This is a genomic window from Gracilimonas sp. B-17, assembly GCF_056857935.1.
Window position 1 is genome coordinate 181,116 of record NZ_JBSXOA010000009.1, and the last position, 21,272, is coordinate 202,387.

The 21,272-nt window shown below is 41.4% G+C and carries 18 protein-coding genes and 1 tRNA gene; 9 read left to right on the plus strand and 10 right to left on the minus strand.

The features are described 5' to 3' along the window. The first annotated feature begins 79 nt into the window (after positions 1–79). Positions 80–679: a flavin reductase family protein gene (locus tag AC13FX_RS02470; RefSeq protein WP_482878851.1), complete on the plus strand. Its 600-nt coding sequence runs from the start codon at positions 80–82 to the stop codon at positions 677–679. A 12-nt stretch (positions 680–691) separates the two neighbouring features. Here AC13FX_RS02470 and AC13FX_RS02475 read toward each other — a convergent pair whose 3' ends face one another. The 3 genes from AC13FX_RS02475 to AC13FX_RS02485 form a co-directional block, all read right to left on the minus strand. Then, positions 692–2,533: a DUF4153 domain-containing protein gene (locus AC13FX_RS02475; RefSeq protein WP_482878853.1), complete on the minus strand. Its 1,842-nt coding sequence runs from the start codon at positions 2,531–2,533 to the stop codon at positions 692–694. A 65-nt stretch (positions 2,534–2,598) separates the two neighbouring features. Then, a complete protein-coding gene (locus AC13FX_RS02480) occupies positions 2,599–3,387 on the minus strand; it encodes a toxin-antitoxin system YwqK family antitoxin (protein ID WP_482878854.1) in 789 nt (262 codons plus the stop codon). Further along, on the minus strand, positions 3,384–4,487 hold the full coding sequence (locus AC13FX_RS02485) for an AI-2E family transporter (protein WP_482878855.1): 1,104 nt from the start codon (positions 4,485–4,487) through the stop codon (positions 3,384–3,386). Before AC13FX_RS02485 ends, AC13FX_RS02480 begins: the two co-directional genes overlap by 4 nt. 129 nt (positions 4,488–4,616) lie before the next feature. Between AC13FX_RS02485 and AC13FX_RS02490 the strand changes: the two genes are divergently transcribed. Both AC13FX_RS02490 and mce read left to right on the plus strand, forming a co-directional pair. Further along, the gene (locus AC13FX_RS02490; protein WP_482878856.1) at positions 4,617–6,119 is read left to right on the plus strand and encodes an aminopeptidase P N-terminal domain-containing protein; all 1,503 of its coding nucleotides are present in this window, start codon (positions 4,617–4,619) and stop codon (positions 6,117–6,119) included. 27 nt (positions 6,120–6,146) lie between these two features. Then, a complete protein-coding gene (gene mce, locus AC13FX_RS02495; RefSeq protein WP_482878857.1) occupies positions 6,147–6,545 on the plus strand; it encodes a methylmalonyl-CoA epimerase in 399 nt (132 codons plus the stop codon). 80 nt (positions 6,546–6,625) lie between these two features. Here mce and AC13FX_RS02500 read toward each other — a convergent pair whose 3' ends face one another. After that, positions 6,626–7,891, minus strand: a complete 1,266-nt coding sequence (locus AC13FX_RS02500) for a 6-bladed beta-propeller (protein ID WP_482878858.1) — start codon at positions 7,889–7,891, stop codon at positions 6,626–6,628. A 255-nt stretch (positions 7,892–8,146) separates the two neighbouring features. On the opposite strand from AC13FX_RS02500, the gene AC13FX_RS02505 reads away from it, so the two are divergent. The 3 genes from AC13FX_RS02505 to AC13FX_RS02515 all read left to right on the plus strand — a co-directional run bounded on the left by AC13FX_RS02505 (position 8,147) and on the right by AC13FX_RS02515 (position 9,461). Then, a tRNA-Pro gene (locus AC13FX_RS02505) sits at positions 8,147–8,220 on the plus strand. A 120-nt stretch (positions 8,221–8,340) separates the two neighbouring features. Further along, positions 8,341–8,838, plus strand: a complete 498-nt coding sequence (locus AC13FX_RS02510; RefSeq protein WP_482878859.1) for a hypothetical protein — start codon at positions 8,341–8,343, stop codon at positions 8,836–8,838. A 206-nt stretch (positions 8,839–9,044) separates the two neighbouring features. Further along, entirely contained in the window at positions 9,045–9,461 is a 417-nt protein-coding gene (locus AC13FX_RS02515; RefSeq protein ID WP_482878860.1) for a hypothetical protein, read from the plus strand. 54 nt (positions 9,462–9,515) lie between these two features. Here the strand turns inward: AC13FX_RS02515 and AC13FX_RS02520 are convergent, their stop codons facing one another. The 3 genes from AC13FX_RS02520 to AC13FX_RS02530 are packed head-to-tail and all read right to left on the minus strand — an operon-like array spanning position 9,516 to position 11,154. Then, positions 9,516–10,136 (minus strand): class I SAM-dependent methyltransferase, encoded by a 621-nt coding sequence (locus AC13FX_RS02520; protein ID WP_482878861.1) that lies wholly within the window; start codon positions 10,134–10,136, stop codon positions 9,516–9,518. Beyond that, positions 10,133–10,579, minus strand: a complete 447-nt coding sequence (locus AC13FX_RS02525; protein ID WP_482878862.1) for a copper chaperone PCu(A)C — start codon at positions 10,577–10,579, stop codon at positions 10,133–10,135. Before AC13FX_RS02525 ends, AC13FX_RS02520 begins: the two co-directional genes overlap by 4 nt. Next, the gene (locus AC13FX_RS02530; RefSeq protein ID WP_482878864.1) at positions 10,576–11,154 is read right to left on the minus strand and encodes an SCO family protein; all 579 of its coding nucleotides are present in this window, start codon (positions 11,152–11,154) and stop codon (positions 10,576–10,578) included. The genes AC13FX_RS02525 and AC13FX_RS02530 overlap by 4 nt, the downstream gene beginning before the upstream one ends. A gap of 74 nt (positions 11,155–11,228) precedes the next feature. Here AC13FX_RS02530 and AC13FX_RS02535 point away from each other — a divergent pair, with 74 nt between their 5' ends. Further along, a complete protein-coding gene (locus tag AC13FX_RS02535; RefSeq protein WP_482878865.1) occupies positions 11,229–11,747 on the plus strand; it encodes a hypothetical protein in 519 nt (172 codons plus the stop codon). Between the two features lie 11 nt (positions 11,748–11,758). Here AC13FX_RS02535 and AC13FX_RS02540 read toward each other — a convergent pair whose 3' ends face one another. From AC13FX_RS02540 to AC13FX_RS02550, 3 genes are all read right to left on the minus strand, one after another. Then, positions 11,759–12,679, minus strand: a complete 921-nt coding sequence (locus AC13FX_RS02540) for a cation diffusion facilitator family transporter (protein ID WP_482878866.1) — start codon at positions 12,677–12,679, stop codon at positions 11,759–11,761. A 115-nt stretch (positions 12,680–12,794) separates the two neighbouring features. Continuing rightward, complete coding sequence (locus AC13FX_RS02545; RefSeq protein ID WP_482878867.1) at positions 12,795–13,253, minus strand: hypothetical protein; 459 nt, start codon at positions 13,251–13,253, stop codon at positions 12,795–12,797. A 52-nt stretch (positions 13,254–13,305) separates the two neighbouring features. Beyond that, positions 13,306–14,580, minus strand: coding sequence for a M14 family metallopeptidase (locus AC13FX_RS02550; RefSeq protein WP_482878868.1), 1,275 nt, complete (start codon positions 14,578–14,580; stop codon positions 13,306–13,308). A 122-nt stretch (positions 14,581–14,702) separates the two neighbouring features. On the opposite strand from AC13FX_RS02550, the gene AC13FX_RS02555 reads away from it, so the two are divergent. Both AC13FX_RS02555 and AC13FX_RS02560 read left to right on the plus strand, forming a co-directional pair. Continuing rightward, on the plus strand, positions 14,703–16,655 hold the full coding sequence (locus AC13FX_RS02555) for a BamA/OMP85 family outer membrane protein (RefSeq protein ID WP_482878869.1): 1,953 nt from the start codon (positions 14,703–14,705) through the stop codon (positions 16,653–16,655). After that, the gene (locus tag AC13FX_RS02560) at positions 16,655–21,205 is read left to right on the plus strand and encodes a translocation/assembly module TamB domain-containing protein (protein WP_482878870.1); all 4,551 of its coding nucleotides are present in this window, start codon (positions 16,655–16,657) and stop codon (positions 21,203–21,205) included. The genes AC13FX_RS02555 and AC13FX_RS02560 overlap by 1 nt, the downstream gene beginning before the upstream one ends. The last annotated feature ends 67 nt before the right edge of the window (positions 21,206–21,272 follow it).

Genomic DNA, 21,272 nt, shown 5'->3' on the forward strand with positions numbered 1-21,272 from the left:
GTCTGCCACCCCGGCCATTATTTTTGATATCTAAAATTGGCTACCTTTGGCCTAACCTGAAACCTATAATAATATCGTTGTGATCATCGATAAAGCTCAGTTCCCGGACGTTGATATCGTTAAACTTGTTAAAGGCACGGTTGTGCCAAGACCTATCGCATGGATATCATCCGTTGGGAAAAGCGGGATCCCCAACCTGGCACCCTATAGTTTTTTTAACGTGATATCTACCGATCCCCTGATGTTCATGATCGCCAGCGGTCCGGGTGAGAATGTCGGCAAAACCGGTGATAAAGATACACTGACTAATATCCGGGAAACCGGTGACTTTGTGATCAATATGACCTCAGCAGCATTGGCCGATCAGATGCATCACTGCAGTACCGTGTATCCGAAAGATATCAGTGAATTTGAAAAAGCGGGGCTGACCGTTGCCAAAAGCAAGTTGGTAAAGGCTCCCCGGGTTGCTGAGGCTCCGATCAGTATGGAATGCATTTTAAAAGACGTACTCGAATATGGCAATTTCAAACAGATCATTGGAGAACTTGTCTGCTATCATATTGATGATGAGGTTTATATGGATAATGACAAAGTTGACTATCAAAAATATGATCCCATTGGAAGAATGGCAGCAAACTACACTCATGTAAGGGACCTATTCTTTCCCGGAGAGGTTTAGGCTCTTCACCCCTTAATTTTCAGAAGAAAAAAACAGGTCAAAATTGGCGTTAACGCTGGTGATCTCACCATTTTGTCTTTGACCGCCTATGGAATTGAACACGAGTTTAACCTCCAGGGATCCACTTTTTTGAGTCATCGTCATGGTTTCAACAGATACTGTTTCGACTTTATCAGCCCCTGTATCTCTTAGTCTCCCAATAAAAGCTTTCAGATCAAAGACCAGGATCTGACCTGAATCCAGTCTTGATATCTTGATATCATAGTTCTCATTATCAAGAGAGATCGTGTATTGATGTCCCCCAATTGAAGTTTCCAGATCATTGGAATTTGACCAAATATCCAGGTCACCTATAACATGGTCATAACCTTGCAGTGGAACAGGATCCATCCTTCTTTTTTGATATTGAAACATGGCATACTCCTCACCGGTACCATTTTCCATTTCCCAATCATATACATACTCTATTCCGATCAGGTTAGTGATGGCTTCAGCATCCGATACCACGTTCATGCTGTCTTTATTTGCTAAAACCTCCTGAAGGTCCTGATCAAAATATGGCTGTATAGCTCCGATACCCTTCAATTCTATCAAATAGTTGATCCCTGAACTAATTTGTTTGCGGTCTTTAAATGGAATGTCTTTCTCAGACATGAGCACGGTTCCGTTCTCTGAAAGAAGCTCATATTCCTTCAGTTTATCCTCGAGTCGGTTTACCTGGCTTCGCTCAGATACTTCAAATGCACTGAGAGGACCATACACGATGAGAACTGAAACCAAACACAATGAAGCTGGTATTACTTTGATATTTCTTTTCTTACTCAATAGAAAGTAAATAACGAGACCGGCCAACCACACTGCAAGCGTGGCCACTAAGTATCGATTTACCGTTACCCCGTATTCTGAAATTCGCACCCAAATGGAAAGCATTAATAGCACAACCAATGGGATCATCACAATGTAGAATCCCCTGGAAAAGATCCTGATCCACTTGTGACCTTCCTCCTCCTTTATTGGGTGAAGCAATAAGAGAGAAAGGATGCCTACAATTGAATAACTAAGGACCAGATTAGATACCCATCCATTCGGCCACTCCCATTCTATGATGATCTTACCCATGTACATATACAATATGGCAATATATACCACTACGAGAGGTATCAGCACATATTGGGAAAAAATCCTCAGGCCTTTTGGGTAGAGTTTCTCTTCACTCGTTAGCTGATCTGGGTGAGGTACTCCCGAAAGAAAGAACCAGGTTCCAAATATTCCGATCAGGAAAATAGCCAACTGCCCATACCTGATCCCGGATATATCAAATTCAAGAAGTACTTCAATAGAATAAATAGCTACCGATAATCCATTGAACAAAATGCCAACATACAGAGCTGAAAGTAAAATCCTCAAAAACAGGATCTTGTTGTATGCCCAAAAATCATTGACTCTTTCCAGGCCTATATAAGGTGCAAACGACACAAATAAATGGGAGGCGATAAACAGGAGAGAATATCTGTAGAATTCCACCGACCCTGATGGCTCAAAATCTTCGGGTAAAGCCAGATAATAGATCACCAATAATATTAATACAACAAACCGTACTCCAATTTTTGTAATCCGCTTCCAGTTTCTACCCTCACTCATTACCGTTACAGCCATGAAGACGGAAATGGATAAAGCTGAAATCCAACAGAAGTTTCTGATGAGGTAACTAACCTCCTCTTGATCCCATGACCTATCGACGATCCAGATTACGCCAATGGTACCAAGTAATGCGAAGGTTAATGCAATCGGAAATCTTCGGAGTGTCGCTGAGGCTTTAGTTATTATCTGATCGATGGAAGGCAAGCTAAGCATATTGGACCCTTTAATTTAAACCTATCCGAATGTACTATAATTTTGTTTTAATTAAATGTGTAATCTCATTGGTTTGGCCGTTCATCATCGACAGACCGGTCAGGGTTTTCTTCACGATTGACAACTGTACCAATGCTATCATACTCGATCCAAACCCCGGACTGTCGCCCATTTACATATTCACCGATCACTTTCAACTTTCCGTTAGGATGCCACTCTTTGATCACCCCATGAAGGCCCACACCGGGTTTAAAAGGAAAATATCGTCGCATATTTCCTTCGGAATCATATAAAATACTCAAAGTGTCCCTTCGTACGGTGTACCTTTCCAGATCTCCTTCCCGGTTGTAATAACTGTGCATTGTATCACTAATGATCTCTTTAATGGTCTGTGACCCCGTATAGTAATAGTACACCTCATCATGATTAGCCGACGCTACCAGTGAACCGGCTGAACTCCATAAAGACAAAGTACCCTCTCTAAACTTTTGATCCATAGCAAGAATCCGGTTCGGGTGCCAATATCTTAATCGGAAGATCTTACCGTCCTCAAACTCTCCCTGAATATTATATCGATCTCGGTGAAAGGTCCTGATATAGCCGGTATATGGCTCGCCGGACCTTTTGTGTACCAGCGTCAGACTTGTATCTCGTACCCGGTAATAGCGATACCCATTCATTGTCGTTCTGCTAATGAAATCTCCGGGTAACACCGTATTCCCTGAAATATCCTTAAATACAAGATTATCGTAACCATCCAGAAAATAATGCTCACGACTGTTTGACACTTCCTTACATGAAGTGGAAATAATCAGGAAAAGCAGAGCAATGAATGTCCACTTGAAATGGGTCATTCTTCCTCGTTGTATTCTATGGAATTGCCCAGTAGATATCCATAGGGTTTAAGGTCCGGAATCTGATCAAATATGACTTTCAGGATACCGATAAGCGGAACAAACAGTATCATTCCTGAAATGCCCCATAACTGCCCGCCAATGATCAATGCCACCATGGCTACAAATGGGTTTATAGAAACTTTGGATCCGACAATTTTTGGGGTAATGAAATTACCTTCGAGGAACTGCACCGTTGCAAACACTGCGACCACCAGCAGTGGCGTGATCAACGAGTCTGTTAACAGTAAGGCAAACAGTAAAGGCGGCAATGCTCCGATTATGATCCCTATATACGGAATAATGGCTAACAGTGAAGCAAAAACACCAAAGAATAGAGCGTGTTCCAGGCCAATTATAAACAGACCGGTCGTGTTCAGCATGGCCAGGATACCGATCACGGTTAACATCCCAACCAGGTAATTCTGTGTGACTTCCTGTATACGATCCAGCAGACTGTTAATGTGGGTGTAATCTCCTTTCTTAGCGGTAAATAACTTTTGAAAGAAGACCCGATACATTTCCTGATAGTACAGCATGAAAAAAATAAAGATCGGCATCAACCCCAATACCGTGAACATGTTAGTGGTTGCACTAACTACGGAGCTTACCAGATTTCCACTTTGATCGATGAGGTTATTAATACCTTGTTCTAAATATTTACTTTGCTCCTCCTGTGAAATACCTACCTGTTCCTCCAAAAACCCTATAGTTTGTGCTGTGACTGTCTTTAGTTTTTCTGTAACCTCGGGCACCCGTTCCGCAAACTGAGTGAACTGTACAGATATAAGAGAAAGTATACCTGCCAAAACAATGATCACAGCTATCATACTCAAAATGATACTAAATGCTTTTCCGATCTTTAACTTTTCAAATGATCTCACAAGTGGATTTAACAGCATCGCCAGGAAAGCAGAAAAAGCCAATGGCATCAGGATGAATTTCGCATTGGTCAACACAATGACCAGTAAACTCAATCCGATCAATATCATCGTGGTCTTAAACCAAAATGGATATTTTTTTTGATCTGAGATAGGATGATGTGATAAAATTTTAGGCATATAGTTCGTTTCTTATTTAACGGGTGAATTCAATATGTTAAAGCTAATATAACCTTTAAATACTTTTTGATTATAAGGGTAAAAATCATGTACTCTTTGGCAATCGATAGGCACATAAAACATCAACTCATGAATAAACATTTTTTTAAACAACTTTGCCTTACGGCTCTTACCTCTATTTTGTTTTACACATCAGGATATGGGCAGTCTTATGAATGGAACACCTCAAAGGAAATGGAGGAAAGACCATTGTTCTCCACTCATTTTAGTGTGGATGAATTTGCTTCGCGACAAGCCAAAGTTTTTGATGCCATCGGCAGTAATACAATTGCTGTGTTACAGGGTGCCCCAAGTGCCGCAGGATATCTTCCCTTCTGGCAGAATAATGAATTCTATTACCTGTCCGGGATTTCTTCACCCCATGCCTATCTGGTTCTTGACGGTACCACCCAAACGGTTTTATTGTTTTTACGGCCCCGGGATGAACGAAGAGAATATGGTGAAGGAAAAGTTTTGTCGGCCGAAGATTCCACTATGATCTACGATCATGCGGCAATTGATGAAGTTTATTATCAGAGTGATTTTGAGGATGTGATCACCCGGTTACTCAGTTCTGATGATATTGAAACGGTCTACACTCCCTTTTCACCTTACGAAGGAATCGCAGGAACAAGGAGCATGTTGAGCCGGGCCATTAGGGACATGGAAAGTGATACCTTTACAGATCAAAAAGCCCGGCATGAGTTGTTCATTTCTAAACTGAAAGGGATCTCAGCCGATAAAGAAGTCCGCGATCTGGATCCAGTTATTGATGAACTTCGTAAGATCAAATCTGAAAAGGAGATGGAACTCATCAAACGATCCACAGACCTGCAGGCAGCTGTTATCATGGAATCCATGAGATCAACTGAAGTCGGCATAAAACCCTACGAACTTGAAGCGGTTTCCAAATACATCTACATAAAAAATAACATTCAGGATGATGCTTACTACCCGCTCATTCATTTTGGTCCTGATGCTTACATGAATCACTATCATGAGAGTGTTCGTCCGGCAAGAGATGGGGATATGATCCTTATGGATTACGGAGCCTATGTGGACTATTACTCAAGTGACCTGGGGCGCATGTGGCCGGTCAATGGAACCTTTAATCCGGTTCAAAGGGAACTCTATACCTTTTATTTGAAATTTTACGAAGCCATTTTATACAACATCAAAGTTGGACTGACACCGCAAGAGGTCATGAAAAATGCCTTAATTGAGATAGACCAAATACTTGCAGCTACTGATTTTTCAAAACCTGTTTACCGAAAAGCTGCTGTAGACTTTGTTCAGTCTTATCATGATAGAGCCGAAGATCCAGACATGACTCTAGGTCACGGTGTGGGCATGTCGGTTCATGATGTAGGTAACTACTCCGTACCCATTAAACCGGGTATGGTTTTCGTGATAGAGCCACAATTCAGGGTTCCTGAAGAACGAATTTACATCCGCCTTGAGGACATGATATTTGTGACAGAGGATGGAGTGGAGATCTATAGTGATTTTCTTCCTCGTGATATAGAAAATATAGAAAAGATCACGCGCGAACCCGGCTTGCTTCAGCAATATCCGGCAGATATTCAGAACTAATTTTAATTCAATACCTATTTATTCATCATGCATATAGATCATATTGGCATTGCCGTCAAAGACATCAAATCAGCTACTGAAACCTATAGCAAGATCCTGAACAGTTCTCCTACCAAAACGGAAGTGGTTGAAAGTGAAAAGGTCGAAACGGTCTTCTTTCAAACCGGAGAGTCAAAGGTCGAATTACTTGGTCCTACCGACAAAGATTCCGTGATCGCAAAATATGTGGCTAAGAAAGGAGAGGGATTACATCACGTTGCTTTTGAAGTGGAAGATATCCACGCAGAACTTGATCGCCTCAGAAAAGAGGGATTCACCGTACTAAATGAACAGCCCAAGGATGGAGCCGACAATAAACTGGTGGCTTTTGTGCATCCTAAAGACAACAACGGCGTTTTGGTGGAGCTGTGCCAGAGTAAGAAATAAACTTTGGGTAAGGAAGTATTAGAAGTGCAGGTATTTAGCTAAATCGATATAGGCACCTAAAATATTAAAGAACTTGCCTATCAATTCGGACTCCACTCCATACGGTGTTTTACCACATACTCCGCCCCAGTTTCATCAATGATTTCTTTGCTATAAATAAATCCTTTTTTAAATTGAAAGTGTCTTTTATAGGCAGGAAGATGAAGCTTCGCTCTCAGTTCTCCCGTTTCTTCAAGGATCCACCATTCATAATATTCGCTTTCTTTTTCTTTAGTCAATGAGATCCAGATCCTGTTCTTATCATCAACTCTCATTCCTTCCACAACACGCTCTGTTTCTGGGAGCTCTTCACCGTATCTCTCAATAGTATTCATTATATCACGCCGGTTATACGAACTGCTTTCCGTGTATTGATCCAATTCCAGGGGAAGTCCTTTGATTTTGTAATAGATCGCTGAATGATATACTCCTTTTTCATCAAACTTTTTGATGAGTAAGTCTCGGTTAAATATGGAGAATAATCCGTTATCTTTGGACGGTTCTACAAATGTATTTCCCATAAAATGAAGGGGTCTGAATGCACTGGGTGTCATTGAGTTTGGTTTTATGACATTGACACCTTTAGGAAATGTAGCGATTCCATATTCCAATGGCTCACCTTCCGGGTTAATCAAAAGGAATTTGACCACAGGCCGTCCCTCATCCATAAAACGCTCAGAGAAAACGGCATATAGATTACCATCATTTCTGGGAAATAAAAACGCGAAATTTAGCCCCTTAGTTTCCATTTGATCCACTACAGGCAGGCGCTCTTCGAGCATAGTCTTTTGTAAAGTATAATTGGAAGTATTGTACACATTGACCCGCTTATTAAGGGGATCATAAACAAAAAAATTATCGTCGAGTGTTCCTGCCATTAGTGGCACTACGTATTCACCGGGTCCCTTCCCCTTTCTCCCCACTTTTTTGAAGTATGAGCCATCGTTATTATAGGCATATATCTGTTGTTCAAAATTATTCCCGGAATTCAAAAGGATCACTCTGTCTTTGTCATCTATGAAGTAGTTAAGTACTTTTGTTAGATACGGCTCACCATCTTTTCCATACGTTTGTTCCGGTATGAGTTCGAGCGAATGAGTAGGTTTTGTATCCCCTGGTAATACGGTGAGATTTTCAATTTCCTGCACATGCGAGGGAATCTCATTGATGACCTGATAACTAGCCTTGGGTTTTTCTACTGTTTCTTGATCAGTTAGTTCGTTTTGAGATGGTTTAGAATTTTGACCATGCTGATCACTACACGCGGCAATGAAAATTGCTAAGACTAAAGTGACAAAAATTCGCATTTATTTGTTTTATATTTGATGTAGTTATCTTGAATAATTACGCTATTAAATAATTAATAATCAACACGATAAAATAAGCCAATAAAACCGGAATCAAGTCCCTTTCTTATATTTCAAGTACTACCAATTATTCTGCTTTAGAAATAATGGCATATCAATAGTAATACGATACCAATCTACTATCGAATTGCACAAAAACCGAAAATATTAGATTGATGCCCGCCTCAAATCAGCGTATCTTTGGTATCTAATGATCGGGGCGTGGCTCAGCTAGGTAGAGCGCTCGGCTGGGGGTCGAGAGGTCGCTGGTTCAAATCCAGTCGCCCCGACATTTCAAGGGATGCTAGTTTTGCACTGGCATCCCTTTTTTATTGTAACAAATTTCTCCCTCGGAACTTTATGTTTAAGTTCAGGTTAAAATGATCAGACACCCATAAGTCCGTAGCAGTATGTACATCATAGATAACAAACGACAGATCGAACGCATCAACAGCATGGTTCCACTCCGTAAGAACCTGGAAACGTTTGAAGTGTATTATCACGATCCGACTACCGGAGAAATGTGGAAGAGCTTTTTCCCAAAAGGATATCAGGAACACAAGGGGCCCAAACTGCTCCGACCCGAACCACTCCCAAAAAGCCTGGAACTGCAGCTTGAGATCTGCCTGAACGGAAATGATGAAGCGGATGCTATTGGCCTTGGAATAGAATGTTCCGTAAAGCCTGAACAATGGCCTCAAATACTTGATCTACTCGATAAGAACCGCAGCAATTATTTGAGATCTCATCTCAATACATTCATCCATCATCTAGGTGTTTTGGATCCTCTCAATACCCTGAAAGCTATTGAACAGACACCCGAAGAAGCCGGACTTTCCGGAGATGAACTCAACCGATTGAAAAAGCAGGCAAGAATGATCAAGATCAAGAGATTCCTGAGACTCTGACTCCTTTTTCGTTGCCGTTTTCTAATCTTTGCCCTTCCCCTGAGGTGTAGCCTCAATTTCTAATAAGTGTAAAAACCCCTCCTGAACGCCTCATGTACTACTTTTTCCCCTACAGAGAAATAGTCCATCTCCGTTTCAAATATTAAGATTTTTTAATATTAGAAATATTTAATAATTTAGGGGTGAGTTAAAACAAGAGACATCCAATGAAAACGCTCATTCTTTCCATACTGACTTTATTAATGACGGGGTTTAACCTTCAGACCAATGCTCAGGTAACCGCAGTAATGCAAGCCCGTGTAGAAGTGATCAGTGGTGCAGGTTTTACCACTTTGACTGAACATCTTATCGATTTCAATTCTGTAAATGCTTTTGAAGACTTTGAAGCCGGTACATTCACACTTGTAGCCACTCCCGGTTCAGATGTTAATATTCATATTGAGAATACAGATCAGATCACCAATGAGAAGGGAGAAACTCTAAATTTTGAAGAATTGGATGCTGATCAGATAATTTCTGATAATGGTGAGTATCAGATATCCGTAAATGGTAAAGTAAGCGACCTGCAAGAACTAACCGGCCACTATCAGGGGGCTATCACTGCCGTTGTAGAATATTACTGAAAAGGTCATAGAGCAACACACAGGACATCGTTCTTCTCAGAATAAGAAACAGTTTTACTTTTTCAAGGCTTTAAACAGGTAAAATTGCCAGTACTTATATTTCCACTTTCTTTCCTTTTCTATTTGGAAGTTTTTCTCTTTCAGCATCTTCCTCGACTCTCCGGCTGATCTTGTATTAATGATCTCAGGCACTACTACCTTAATACCATAATTGATCAATCTGAAAAACCCTGATCTGTTCCAGTCCAAAAGGTAAAGATAGCCTCCCGGTTTTAGCACCCTTTGCATCTGCTCCAATGCTTTATCCTGTTCAGCATAGTTATGGAAGGCATTCATCGATATAACGATATCAAATGCCGAAGTATCAAAACCAAGTTCCTCTACATAAGCACACGAAAAATTCACGTCCCCCCTCTCATCGAGCCGCTGTTTTGCCAGCTTAAGCATTCCGGCAGATACATCATTAAGGGTCAGTGTGTTAAATTCATGCTCACCTTCGATCAAATGCTCTGCAAACAACCCTGTACCTGCACTCACATCAAGGATCTCAGATTCCGGCCCACTCTTAAAATCCGATAAGAGGACCGAATGGGTATGATCCAGGTATTCAGCCCACTTTTTTTCATAGTTTCGGGCACTTTTAGAATAGGCTTCCGAGGTTAGCTCTTTGCTCAATTTTTTACCTGTAAATTGATCTCAACCTCACCGGCTTTACTCAATTGCAACAGCACTGATACTGAATCTCCGGTCTTCAGATCATGATCAAGCTGCATCAGCATAACATGCAATCCACCCTGTTCAAATACAATGGTTTCTTCGGGTTGAACCGGAATATTTAATCTTTCACGCATCCCCATCATCCCATTTTCAGTCTCATACGTTTCATGGATCTGTGTCAATGCTGCAATATTACTTTTCACCCCAATTATCGTATCCGGTTCACCAAATGTATTTGTGAAGCTAAAGTAGGCAGCACTTGTGCCACCGGCAGCAACCGGACGAATTCTCTGTTCGATCCTTGAATCCTTCGATTCTGCAACCGGTTCGGTTTTTTTCCCCGATCTGCACGCTGCAAACGACAAGCTAATTATCAGTAAACCTGAAATTAATCCCTTCATCTTAATTTATTTAGATCTTCAACTACAATAGACGGCACCACTTTTTGACTCCCTCCATACTCAAAGATCACTTCTGATTCTTTGTTCAAAACCATGATCTTATCCGAGTGATTAATAAAATAAAGCTCACGTCCGTCATCGGTGGTCTGAGACATGGAAATCTGACTTCGCACCCTGGCACTGTCCATCAGAGCAAACACTTGTGTAGAATCTCCGGTCAGAAAAGTAAACCCCTCTTCAATCCCAAAAGATCTGGCATAATTCTTTAAAGAAGAAGGAGTATCACGCACCGGATCAAATGTAGCTGCTACAAATTCAACATCCTGAGGGTAGTTCAGGTCTTTCTGGATCTTCATCAGGTTTTGAGTAATGAGCGAACAAATATCCGGGCAGTTTGTGTAGATGAATCCTATAACAACGTATTTTCCTTGCAGGTCATCAGGAAATGTTACTGCTGTGCTATCCTGGTCCAAAAGCTGAAAAGAGGCATCCCCCATATCGTCGATCACATCCGGATCATTTCCACAGGCGAAAAAAAGTAGCGGCAATAGAAGTAGTAATAAAAGTCTTTTCATGATTTGAATGTAAGGAACTTCAGGAATAACTTTAAGATTGTGACAACAAGTATCAACCTTTTTAAAATTCCGAAATGAATAAAAATGTAATTTTCCTGACAACCCTTTTCATTACAATGTTGATCTTTATAGGTATAGCCTGTCAGCCTCAGCAACCTCAGGATACTATTTCAGAAACCGAAGCTCACCCGGATGCTGATGAAAATTACGCGAACACTGTCCCTCTTATCTACCACATGTCATTTATTCAGCGCTACAGTACCAAGCTTTATTTTGCCGGAATGGAGCAAAACTGGGGACTTGCTGATATTTATGCTCATGAATTGGAGGAACTTTCTGAGGTGATCAGTGAAGGTAACCTCAAAGATGATGGTATTAATGTAAGTAACCTGATGGCAACTATGCTGCCTCCTCAGCTCAAAAAGGTTGAAGAAGCTATTGATAAACAAGACCTGACAATGTTCAAAGCCAATTATGAAAATATGATTCAAACTTGTAATAAGTGTCACCAGGCATCAGATTATGGGCTTGTTAAGGTCACGATCCCGGAGCAAAACCCATTCAATCAGGATTTTTCAATTCCCACTGAATAGATCACTTTAATTCAGTGTTGATGAGCTACTTCATGTTTATGTGCATTGCAGGGCTCAAATTCAAACTCCAACGTACTATGTGAGATATTAAATTCATCATGCAACACTTGTTTGATGGCTGATTTTATCTCTTCCATCATGTGCATGTCTTCTTTTAGTATCACAATATGACTTTCGAGCAGAGTGCTCTTCTCATCCAGCCTCCATACATGCACATGATGTACTTCACATACCTTGTCCACTTTTTGCATGGATCCTGTCAGTTCAGATATATCAATGTCATCTGGTTTAGCCTCCATTAATATCTCAATTGCCTCCCTCAGCATATGGTAACTATGCCACAAAATGTAAGAGCCAATGATAAGTGTCAGCACAGCATCTACAACGTACCAATTGTATTTGATGATGAGCCAACCGCCTACGACCACTCCAACAGATGAAATTGCATCAGCCAGTATGTGAATGAATGCGGCTCGCATGTTCAGGTCATCCCCGGAGTTCTTCCAGAGCAGAGCAGCTGTTATGAGATTGGCCGCCAGGCCTATCAAGGCTACCCAGAACATAGTAAGTCCATCAATGGTCTCAGGTATAAAGAATCGCTCCACTCCTTCTTTGATAAGGAATAAAGCCACGATCACTAGTGTGATCAGGTTGACGAATGCACCAATGATCTCAGCTCTTTTATATCCAAAGGTCTTGGAGGAATTAGCCCCTTTATTTGCAATTTTTTTGGTCACCAATGTAGTCACCAGCGACATAGAATCATTGAAGTTGTGAACTGCATCAGAGAGAAGCGAGAGGCTATTTGATATAATGCCACCTATAACCTGAGCCAGTGTGATACCAAGATTCAAAAATATCGAAACCCATAATTTCCATATGGAAGAATCGTCAATTTCCGGATGATGATGGTGATGGTGATTATGTCCCATAATACGTCAAAATAGCCTGAATGCTGACCGGTTAGAATGCAACTGAGTTTAATATTGCAAAAATCCGGATAAACATTTTCTCGAATTATATCGAGTTATTGCTGAATTCTGATCATTAACCCAAATACCAGATCGCAAAACTTCCCACGAGCGTGATCACAAATAGGATATAGGCTTGCTTCACAGGTTTATCAGGCAGGTAGTTGTATAAGGGGTTTTCAGTAAAAAACTGTTCCAGTTGTTCTCGCCTCGACCTTTCATTTTCATCAAGATCATCCTCTTTCTTAACCAATACTTCTGCATCACCCTGAACTTCTTCCAGACTCTCATTTAAAAATCCGGCGATAGTATACTGATCTACCTTTCCAAGGTTGCTGACAATGAGGTAGGCAGGTGTACCCACCATAAAAATAGCTATACTCACCACGGTTTTATCCCAAACGGTAAGCTGTACAAATTCACCCAGCATCATACTGATAAATGCTGCAAGCCCCATAATACTTAAGAGTGCACTTAGTATGAGCCTTAGCTTCCAGTTCTGTATTCCTTCCAGTAGTATTTCAGATCCCTTCATAAACTGCTAATCAAAATATTGATAATAAATATGTACAACGCTGTGATAGTTATCAAGAATTTTTGGCATTCCATTCATCCATTAATAAGCGCATCAATGAACGTGCAGCTGACCTGGAGATCTCGTCTAATTTATCCAGTGTAAGCTGATCGTCAACCTCATAGGTCACGGCATCTATGCCAAATGTATGATAGAACCAATTCTTCGCGATCGGTGAACTGGTATCAAATTCCTCAACAGTAAATTCTATCCCCTCATTATCCTGCATGATCATTTTGATCCAATTCTGGGTGATATTATCAGGTTGGGTCTTAACATTCTCATTTATGGGGTAAAACAGGTTTTCATTGGTTGAGTGAAAATCGATCGCGTAATACATGATCCTTTTGTTATGTCCTTTCATCCATGAAAGAGCATCTCGAACCACTTTTGTTTCAGGTTGATTGAAGTTTTTCCAATCCCGGTTCAGATCTATACCACCTGCATTATGTCTCCAATGGCCAAGATCAGCACCGTCAGGGTTGATCAGGGGAAATGCTTTGACCACAAAAGTATTCCTGAATTCCTCTGCCAGTTCAGAATCAGAGGTCAGTTCTTCCAGAAAGCTTAACGAAGCAAGATATCCCGTCACTTCAGGCGGATGCTGCCTGCCCACTATTGCCAGCACCGGAGCCTTTTGATCAGGAGAGATCTCAGTAATTTCAAGCTCAATTATTTCTCTCCCTCTTTTCGACAACCCTGCCCTACTAAGTTTTACAAAATTATGCCCGGTAATGGCCCTTCTTTCCAGCTCTACCTTTAGATCTGATGTGGTCTGTAGCGGTTGTGCGGATATATAAAACGGGGCTTTACTTAATGCCAGGTCAATGATCGCAGTACCATCTGTTGAGTCGAATTCAAATTCCAGTTGTTCATATTCTGTTAGTTTAACGTTCCCTAAACTATCCGGCCTATGTAATTTAGGAACATAACGATGTGTGGCATCCTGATAATTAATCTTTATTTTAGCTGACCTGAGAGTATCACTCCAGATCTTAAATGCGTACCATGGACTGTTATTGATGGGGGCATTTTCTGGCTGAATAAAAACCTCAAACAAAGAATCATTTTTCATATAAAAATCATTGAGCCGGGCACCCTCAAATTCATTTGAAACCCAAACTTTAGGTAAACCTGCTCCTATTACTCTCTTATATTGTGGGATCAGTTCTTTGTCTGTGGTATCAGTTACATCAGGCGGGTCATATGAAAAACCTGAAAATTCCTCTGTACTTTTGCAGGATGACAGTAATAAAAGCAGAGATACTATGATCAGTGCTGAACGCATCTAAATAATGATTTTAAAACTTTGATATTATATCATTCAACCAGGAACAATTGCTACCAAGATAGTAAACATTCAATTATACTTATCATTCAAATAGCAGTTTCTATTTCCCAATATTAAGAATGCACAAACTAACTCAATTTTTCATTTTGTTTTTGGGACTCCTGATCTGCCCAATGAGTTTGGTCAATGCTCAGGAACAGGATGATGAACCGGTTCAACCCCGGGTCTGGAGCATAGATTTTAAGGGAAATACCACCTATGAAGACCTGGTTCTGCGTAAAGTCATTTTGAATGAACCGCCGGGATGGTTCAAAAAACTTGTTTTCTGGAAAAAACCGGGCATGAAGCTAAATGAAAACGAGGTGCGCCGTGATGTTATCCGGATTCAGAGATTTTATCAACGGCGAGGTTTCAATGAGGTAAGCGTAAGTTATGAAGTAAAAAGCCTGACACGGGAATGGAAAAAAGCTATTGTATTCATTATCAAAGAAAATAAACCCATTCGTATCTCTGAGGTAAACTTTGATATCAAAGCCAATGAAAAAGACCGTGAACTCATAACCGGTAATGAAAGATTTCAAAATATTAGAGAGAGGCTGCCCTATCGTAAAGGAGAACGGTACGAAACCATCAATGAATCTGACGTAAGAGCAAATTTGACAGGGGCTCTTAATAATCTGGGTTTTCCATATGCCAGCAGCTCTGTCCAGGCTCAAACTGATAGTGCAGCAAAATCTGCCGTGGTCAATATCGAGGTGAATTCAGGTATGAGAGCTAAGTTTGATTCTGTTACTGTAGAAGGTGAAGAAAACCTGGCTGCCAAATATATTGCCCGTGAAACCGGGATCAGGAATGGCGATTATTTTAGCAATGATCAACTTAGAGAAGCACAACGTGAAGTATTCAGCCACCATCTGCTTCGTTTCGCGATCGTATCCATCCCCGATCAGCCACAAGATTCCACGATCACTGTAAATGTTAGGGTAAAAGAATCTCCTCTTCGAACAGTGCAGGTATTATTCGGGATCGGAAACCTGACACGGCTCGATAATGGATGGGCTGACTTCTACAAACTATTCAGAGGACGCGCTTCATGGACACACAGGAATGTAAGGGGAAGAGGTGAACGCTTTACTATTTCAGCCGGTGCTTCAGCTATCGAACAGCGGCTAAGTACTGATTACCTGTTCCCCTATCTATTCAATACCAAATCATCTTTTGTGACCTCACCTTTCATGAGTCATCAACTTGAACCTTCTTACGAGATATTCAGGGGTGGTTTTACCAATAGCTTTGTATATCAATACAGTTCCAACCTAACCGGTACTGTATCTTACGAGTTTACCTTGAACAATGAATCAACGATCAATTCTCAGGAAAGCCTACCGGATAGCATTCAGTCATACAATACCTCATCATTCAACCTCAACGGTTATTATTCAAATGGAATCAACCGCGGGCGCAGCGGCTGGTCTGTTCAGCCTTTCTGGGAATTATCCGGTTTGTTTGGTGAATCTACCTATAGTTTCCAGAAATTCGGTTTGGATACCCGAAAGTTTACTCCTGTAACTGACAATATCGTTTTTGCAAAGCGCATCAACTTTGGGGGCATATATTTCTCTAAAAATGATACACTTCCATCCAATATTCGGGTTTACAGCGGTGGAACCAATTCTGTTCGCGGCTGGAACCGACAGGAACTTGGGCCTAAAAGGGCCATTCTTGATGCCAACGGTAACTTCGATCGTTATGTGCCGATCGGTGGACGGGCCAGTTTCAGTTTTAACACCGAATTTCGTTTTAGATTTGATGGGTTTATAAAAGGATTTGGTATGGCAACCTTTCTGGATGGCGGACAGGTATGGAGAAGCTTTGAAAACATTGCGACCACTCCTATTCAATTTGGAACGGGAGCCGGTTTGCGTTATCAATCTCCGATAGGGCCGATAAGAGTTGATATTGCGTATAAAATAAATCCAACTGATGAGGATCTGCAGTTTTACCAGGGGGTTGACTTTGGCAGTGCCTGGGATCGATGGGGAATTCATTTCAGTATCGGGCAGGCATTTTAATGAGTGAATCCAAATCACATATCACCAATAGAATCTGGTTTAAGCGAACAGCATGGGGACTCCTTACTTTTATTTTGCTATTGGTAGCTTTGCGTCTATCACTGAAAACTGCTCTTGTTAAGAATTTTGCTAAAGATCAGATCGAATCTATCGCCAATTCATCCACCAATGGAACTCTGCATATCGCTTCCATTGATGGAGATCTTTGGAGTGATTTTACTATCAGGAATGTCACCTTAAAAGATCCTGATACTTTAATCACTATCTCAAAAATTCAGGTTAAGCACTCTCTGTTAAAACTTTTAGGCCTTACGTACGAAAGCTCACTGATCTCCATAGATAGTCTTAAATTCTACCTGAATGAGGACAGTACGGGTCGTTTTAATGCCCAGGAAATCGTAAAACAGGACAGTACAGCTATTGAATCTGAAAATGGATCACCCATAGATCTCGACCTGAAGGACATTCGTTTATTTAATTCGGCCATTTATGTGAATTCACCCTCCTATCTACCAGATGGATCATTATCAGTCACTGATCTGAATGCACGAGCCCAAATAAAATTATTTGATGAGTTCTCAGCCAGTTTGAGCCAATTGGATCTTACCATTAACGAAGGACGCTTACCTGAACCGATAGATCTGAATACCTCAGCCAGTTATGCGGGTAATCAAATTACACTGAATGAGTTGATCCTGGGAACTGGAAGGTCGTTTTTAGAAGCTAATGCCACAACCAACCTTAAAGATTCAACACTAAATGCTGCTTTTCACGCAGTCCCCTTTTCCTTTTCAGATCTCAAGCCGTATATCGATCAACCTCTGCCCGATGAGAACCTGCAATTATCCCTGGAGGCCGGCGGAACCTTTGATTCACTCGATGTCAAGGTCACTGGTGACGGTACCGGGATCGATGATCTCTTATTTGTTTCAACTCTCTCTATGAAGGAGCAACCAATCTTTAAAAAAGTAGGTTTGAGCGGCAGAAACCTTGATATCGGTTATTACACTGCTGATTCTGTTGAGGCAATGATATCAAATTTTCAGCTCACTGCTGAAGGATATATTGACCCGGATCTGGACAAAACAGATCTGACCTGGGGTTTTTCGCTGGATAACTTACGCTATGAAAACTATAGGCTTCAAACTCTTTTTGGAAGTGGAACTTTGAAAAATGGATCAGTGCTCGCAAATGTTGAAATGCGAGATGGTCCGGAGTCCATTGTCATAAATACTGACATTGAAAAAATATTCAGTAATGATCCCGAATGGCTTGCAGAGTTAACGGTCTCAAAGCTGGATCCGGCACGCTGGATGAAAACTCCTGAAATGAGAGGGCTCGTTTCCCTAAATGCCAAAGCTTCCGGAGTCGGATTTACACTGAATGAGTCACCTTGGGATTTTGCTATCTACAAGCGTAAAGCTCCTGTTTTGATCGATGAGCCATCTAATGCCAGTTTTGGGAAACGAATATCACTTCAATCGGAGCCGATCGAACTGGCAGGGTATCAAATTCCGGATCTTTCAGTTACCGGTTCTATTAGTTCCGAAAGATTGACCACAGAAGGGTTCGTTGACCTGTTTGAAAACAGGATCAATTTTAAATCAGCCATTCAGCAGCTTTTGCAGGAAACCCGAACGTTCACATTCGAAAGTTCTACAAAGTCGTTTAATATTGCTGACCTGCCGGATCTTGAATCAGTGTCAAGCTCCATCAACCTATATGTAACCGCTAACGGCAGTTTCACCAATACGGATACCTTCAGCTTTGAGACCTTGACACAGGTCGACTCAAGCTATATAAACAATGCTTCAATTGACTCATTGACGATCGATGCCGAATTACTGAATAATATTCTTAGGGTGAATAAAGGGAATCTTGTGAGTGAGGTTATATCAGGAACCTTTTCAGGACGCCGTAATCTTTATGACCGAACCGACCCAAACAACAATTTCAGCCTCGACATGGAGATCCTGAGCCTGCAGCCACTTGCACCTTTAGCCGGAGCCGATCAACTTGAGGCAACCGGCTCCATCACCGGTAAAGTCAGTGAGGTTGTAGAAAATGAATTGCTTTTTGACGGAAATATATCACTGTCCGACATTCGATATGATTCATTATTCACGGCAAACTCAATTTCCGGCTCCACGAAGATCTCTATCAGAGATGAGTATGGATATGACCTGTCGCTCAGTATCAGCCAACCAATAATTTCCAATGTGCCTCTACAAGATGTCACATTTCAAACCATTGGTGTTGCCACAAATGAGTTCACTTCCGGTTTTTTCAACTTTGATATTATCAGTGAAAACGCCGGTGAGATCAGGCAGTCGGGTGATTACGCCATCAACCTGAATAATCTGCGAACGGAGTTAAAGTGGGATATGATGGAAATCGAAACCCCTGCACAGTTGCTTTCCATGCAACAACCTTTTAACCTGACTTATGAAGAATCCGCAATTATGACCGATACCCTTCGGTTAGGTTCTGAAGATGAGTCTTACCTCAATTTTGCCGTTCCTTTTGCTGACACCCTTACTCAGCGGTTTTGGATGGAAGCCAATAATTGCGACTTCGGTATCATACAAGAGACCATTTTTGATGAGCGATTTGTGGATGGAGTGTTGTCAGGAGGCCTAGCCATTGAAAATACTGATACAACCTTCAGTGGCAACGGAGCATTGAATATTCGGGACCTGGCTTATCTTGGAGCTGAGGCGGATAGATTCAACTTAGATTTTCAGATCAGGAATAAAAGGTTGAATGCCGGATTAAGTATTGTATTGCAAGGTGAAGAAAAAATTCGGGGGGCACTCGACGTCCCGTTTGTGCCTGAAACACCCGAAAATCTATCAGACTCATTTTTTGACAATCCGGTTTCAGGTTCACTCAAAATAGAACCTATTAACCTAAACAATATCAGAGGCATACTTGAAGATCTGCAGATCACTCAAACTGATGGTTTGGTCTCATTTGAGGGTAACCTGAGCGGAACGGCAGGAGAGCCTGATTTCGACGGTATATTCAACCTTAATAATCCGACCCTTTCCGGGATTCCTATAGATTCGGCATCGGCCAGTTTTGACTATGATCATAACAAAGGGAATATTTCCATTCTTTCCCAAATTGATGCCCGAGGCCAAAGGGCTGCTTCCATCAATGCGATCGTACCAATTTCAATAGATTTCAGAACATTTGAACTTCTAATGCCGGGACCGGAGGATTCGCTGACCGTTAATCTTAATACCGACAAATTCAATTTGTCCGTTTTCAATGATTTCCTTGACAAACAATATACCAGAAACCTAAAAGGTACTCTGGACGCGAATCTTAGTATAGCCGGTACTCAAAGTGACCTGAAGCCTCAAGGTTTTATGCGGTTGAATGGGGGCAGGTTATCAGTTCCTGTCGCAGGAATTTCACTTACTGACATTAGCTCAGAGATCCAGCTTTTGGAGAATGGGCATCTCGAGTTAAAGCGATTCAACATGAAAAGCGGTAGTGGCAATTTCAATGCCACAGGCTCTATTGAACTTAATGGCATTACACCAACTAATTTAAATGTGGATGCAAAAGCTAATAGGTTCAGACTGGCAAATACGGATGACTACAACCTCACCATCGATTTGAACAGTAATATTTCCGGAGATCCGGTCAGGCCAAAAGCCTCAGGTTCACTGACCATTAAAAATGGATTCATCTATTTACAGAATTTTGGTGAAAGAGCCGTTGAGGATATTCAACTTGAAGAAGAAGAGACTTCCTCATTCAGTCCCTATGATTCCTTAGCCATGGATATGCGTTTTGTGATAGAGCAGGATTTCTTCGTCAGAAACAGTCGGTATCTGGACATGGAGATCGAATTGAACGGGCAACTGGAAGCACAAAAGGCAACAGCAGGCGACCTACAATTGTTCGGCACACTTGATGCAGATAATGGCTATGTGAGGCCACTTGGCAAGCAGTTCAACCTTGAAGAAGGAAGCTTCACTTTCAGCGGCCCCCTCGAGAATCCTGATATTTTCATTAACACCAGTTATATCCCTCAGACCACCCAAAAACAGGGCGACCCAATTACATTATATTATGTAATTGAAGGCACTGCAGAAGAACCCACCTTTAGGTTTAGAAGTGAACCACAGATGGAACAGCAGGATATCATATGCTATACCCTATTCAACAAACCATGTTATGCCCTTGATTCCTGGCAACAGGTTGTTAGCGGAGGCAGTGGTTCCTCACCAACCGATCTGCTTGTTGGAGTGTTACTGGATGAGGTCGAAGCTTTAGCCACTCAGGAGTTGGGCATAGATGTGGTTCAGATCGAAACCAATAATACAGGATCTGATGCCGGAACTACCACCTCTATCAAGACCGGCTGGTACCTGAACCGAAGAACCTTCTTTGCCATCATAAATGAGATCACCGGTACCACTCCTGAAACTATGTTCATCCTTGAGTATATGCTGAGGAATAACCTGGATCTCATCCTGACTCAGGGTGATGAGCGACAGCAGGGGATCGACCTGCGCTGGCATTATGATTATTAGGAGACTGTTATGGTTTTTAGATGCTTAAGTGTTACGGTATTAGAGCACCTTTGTGCAATCCTAATAC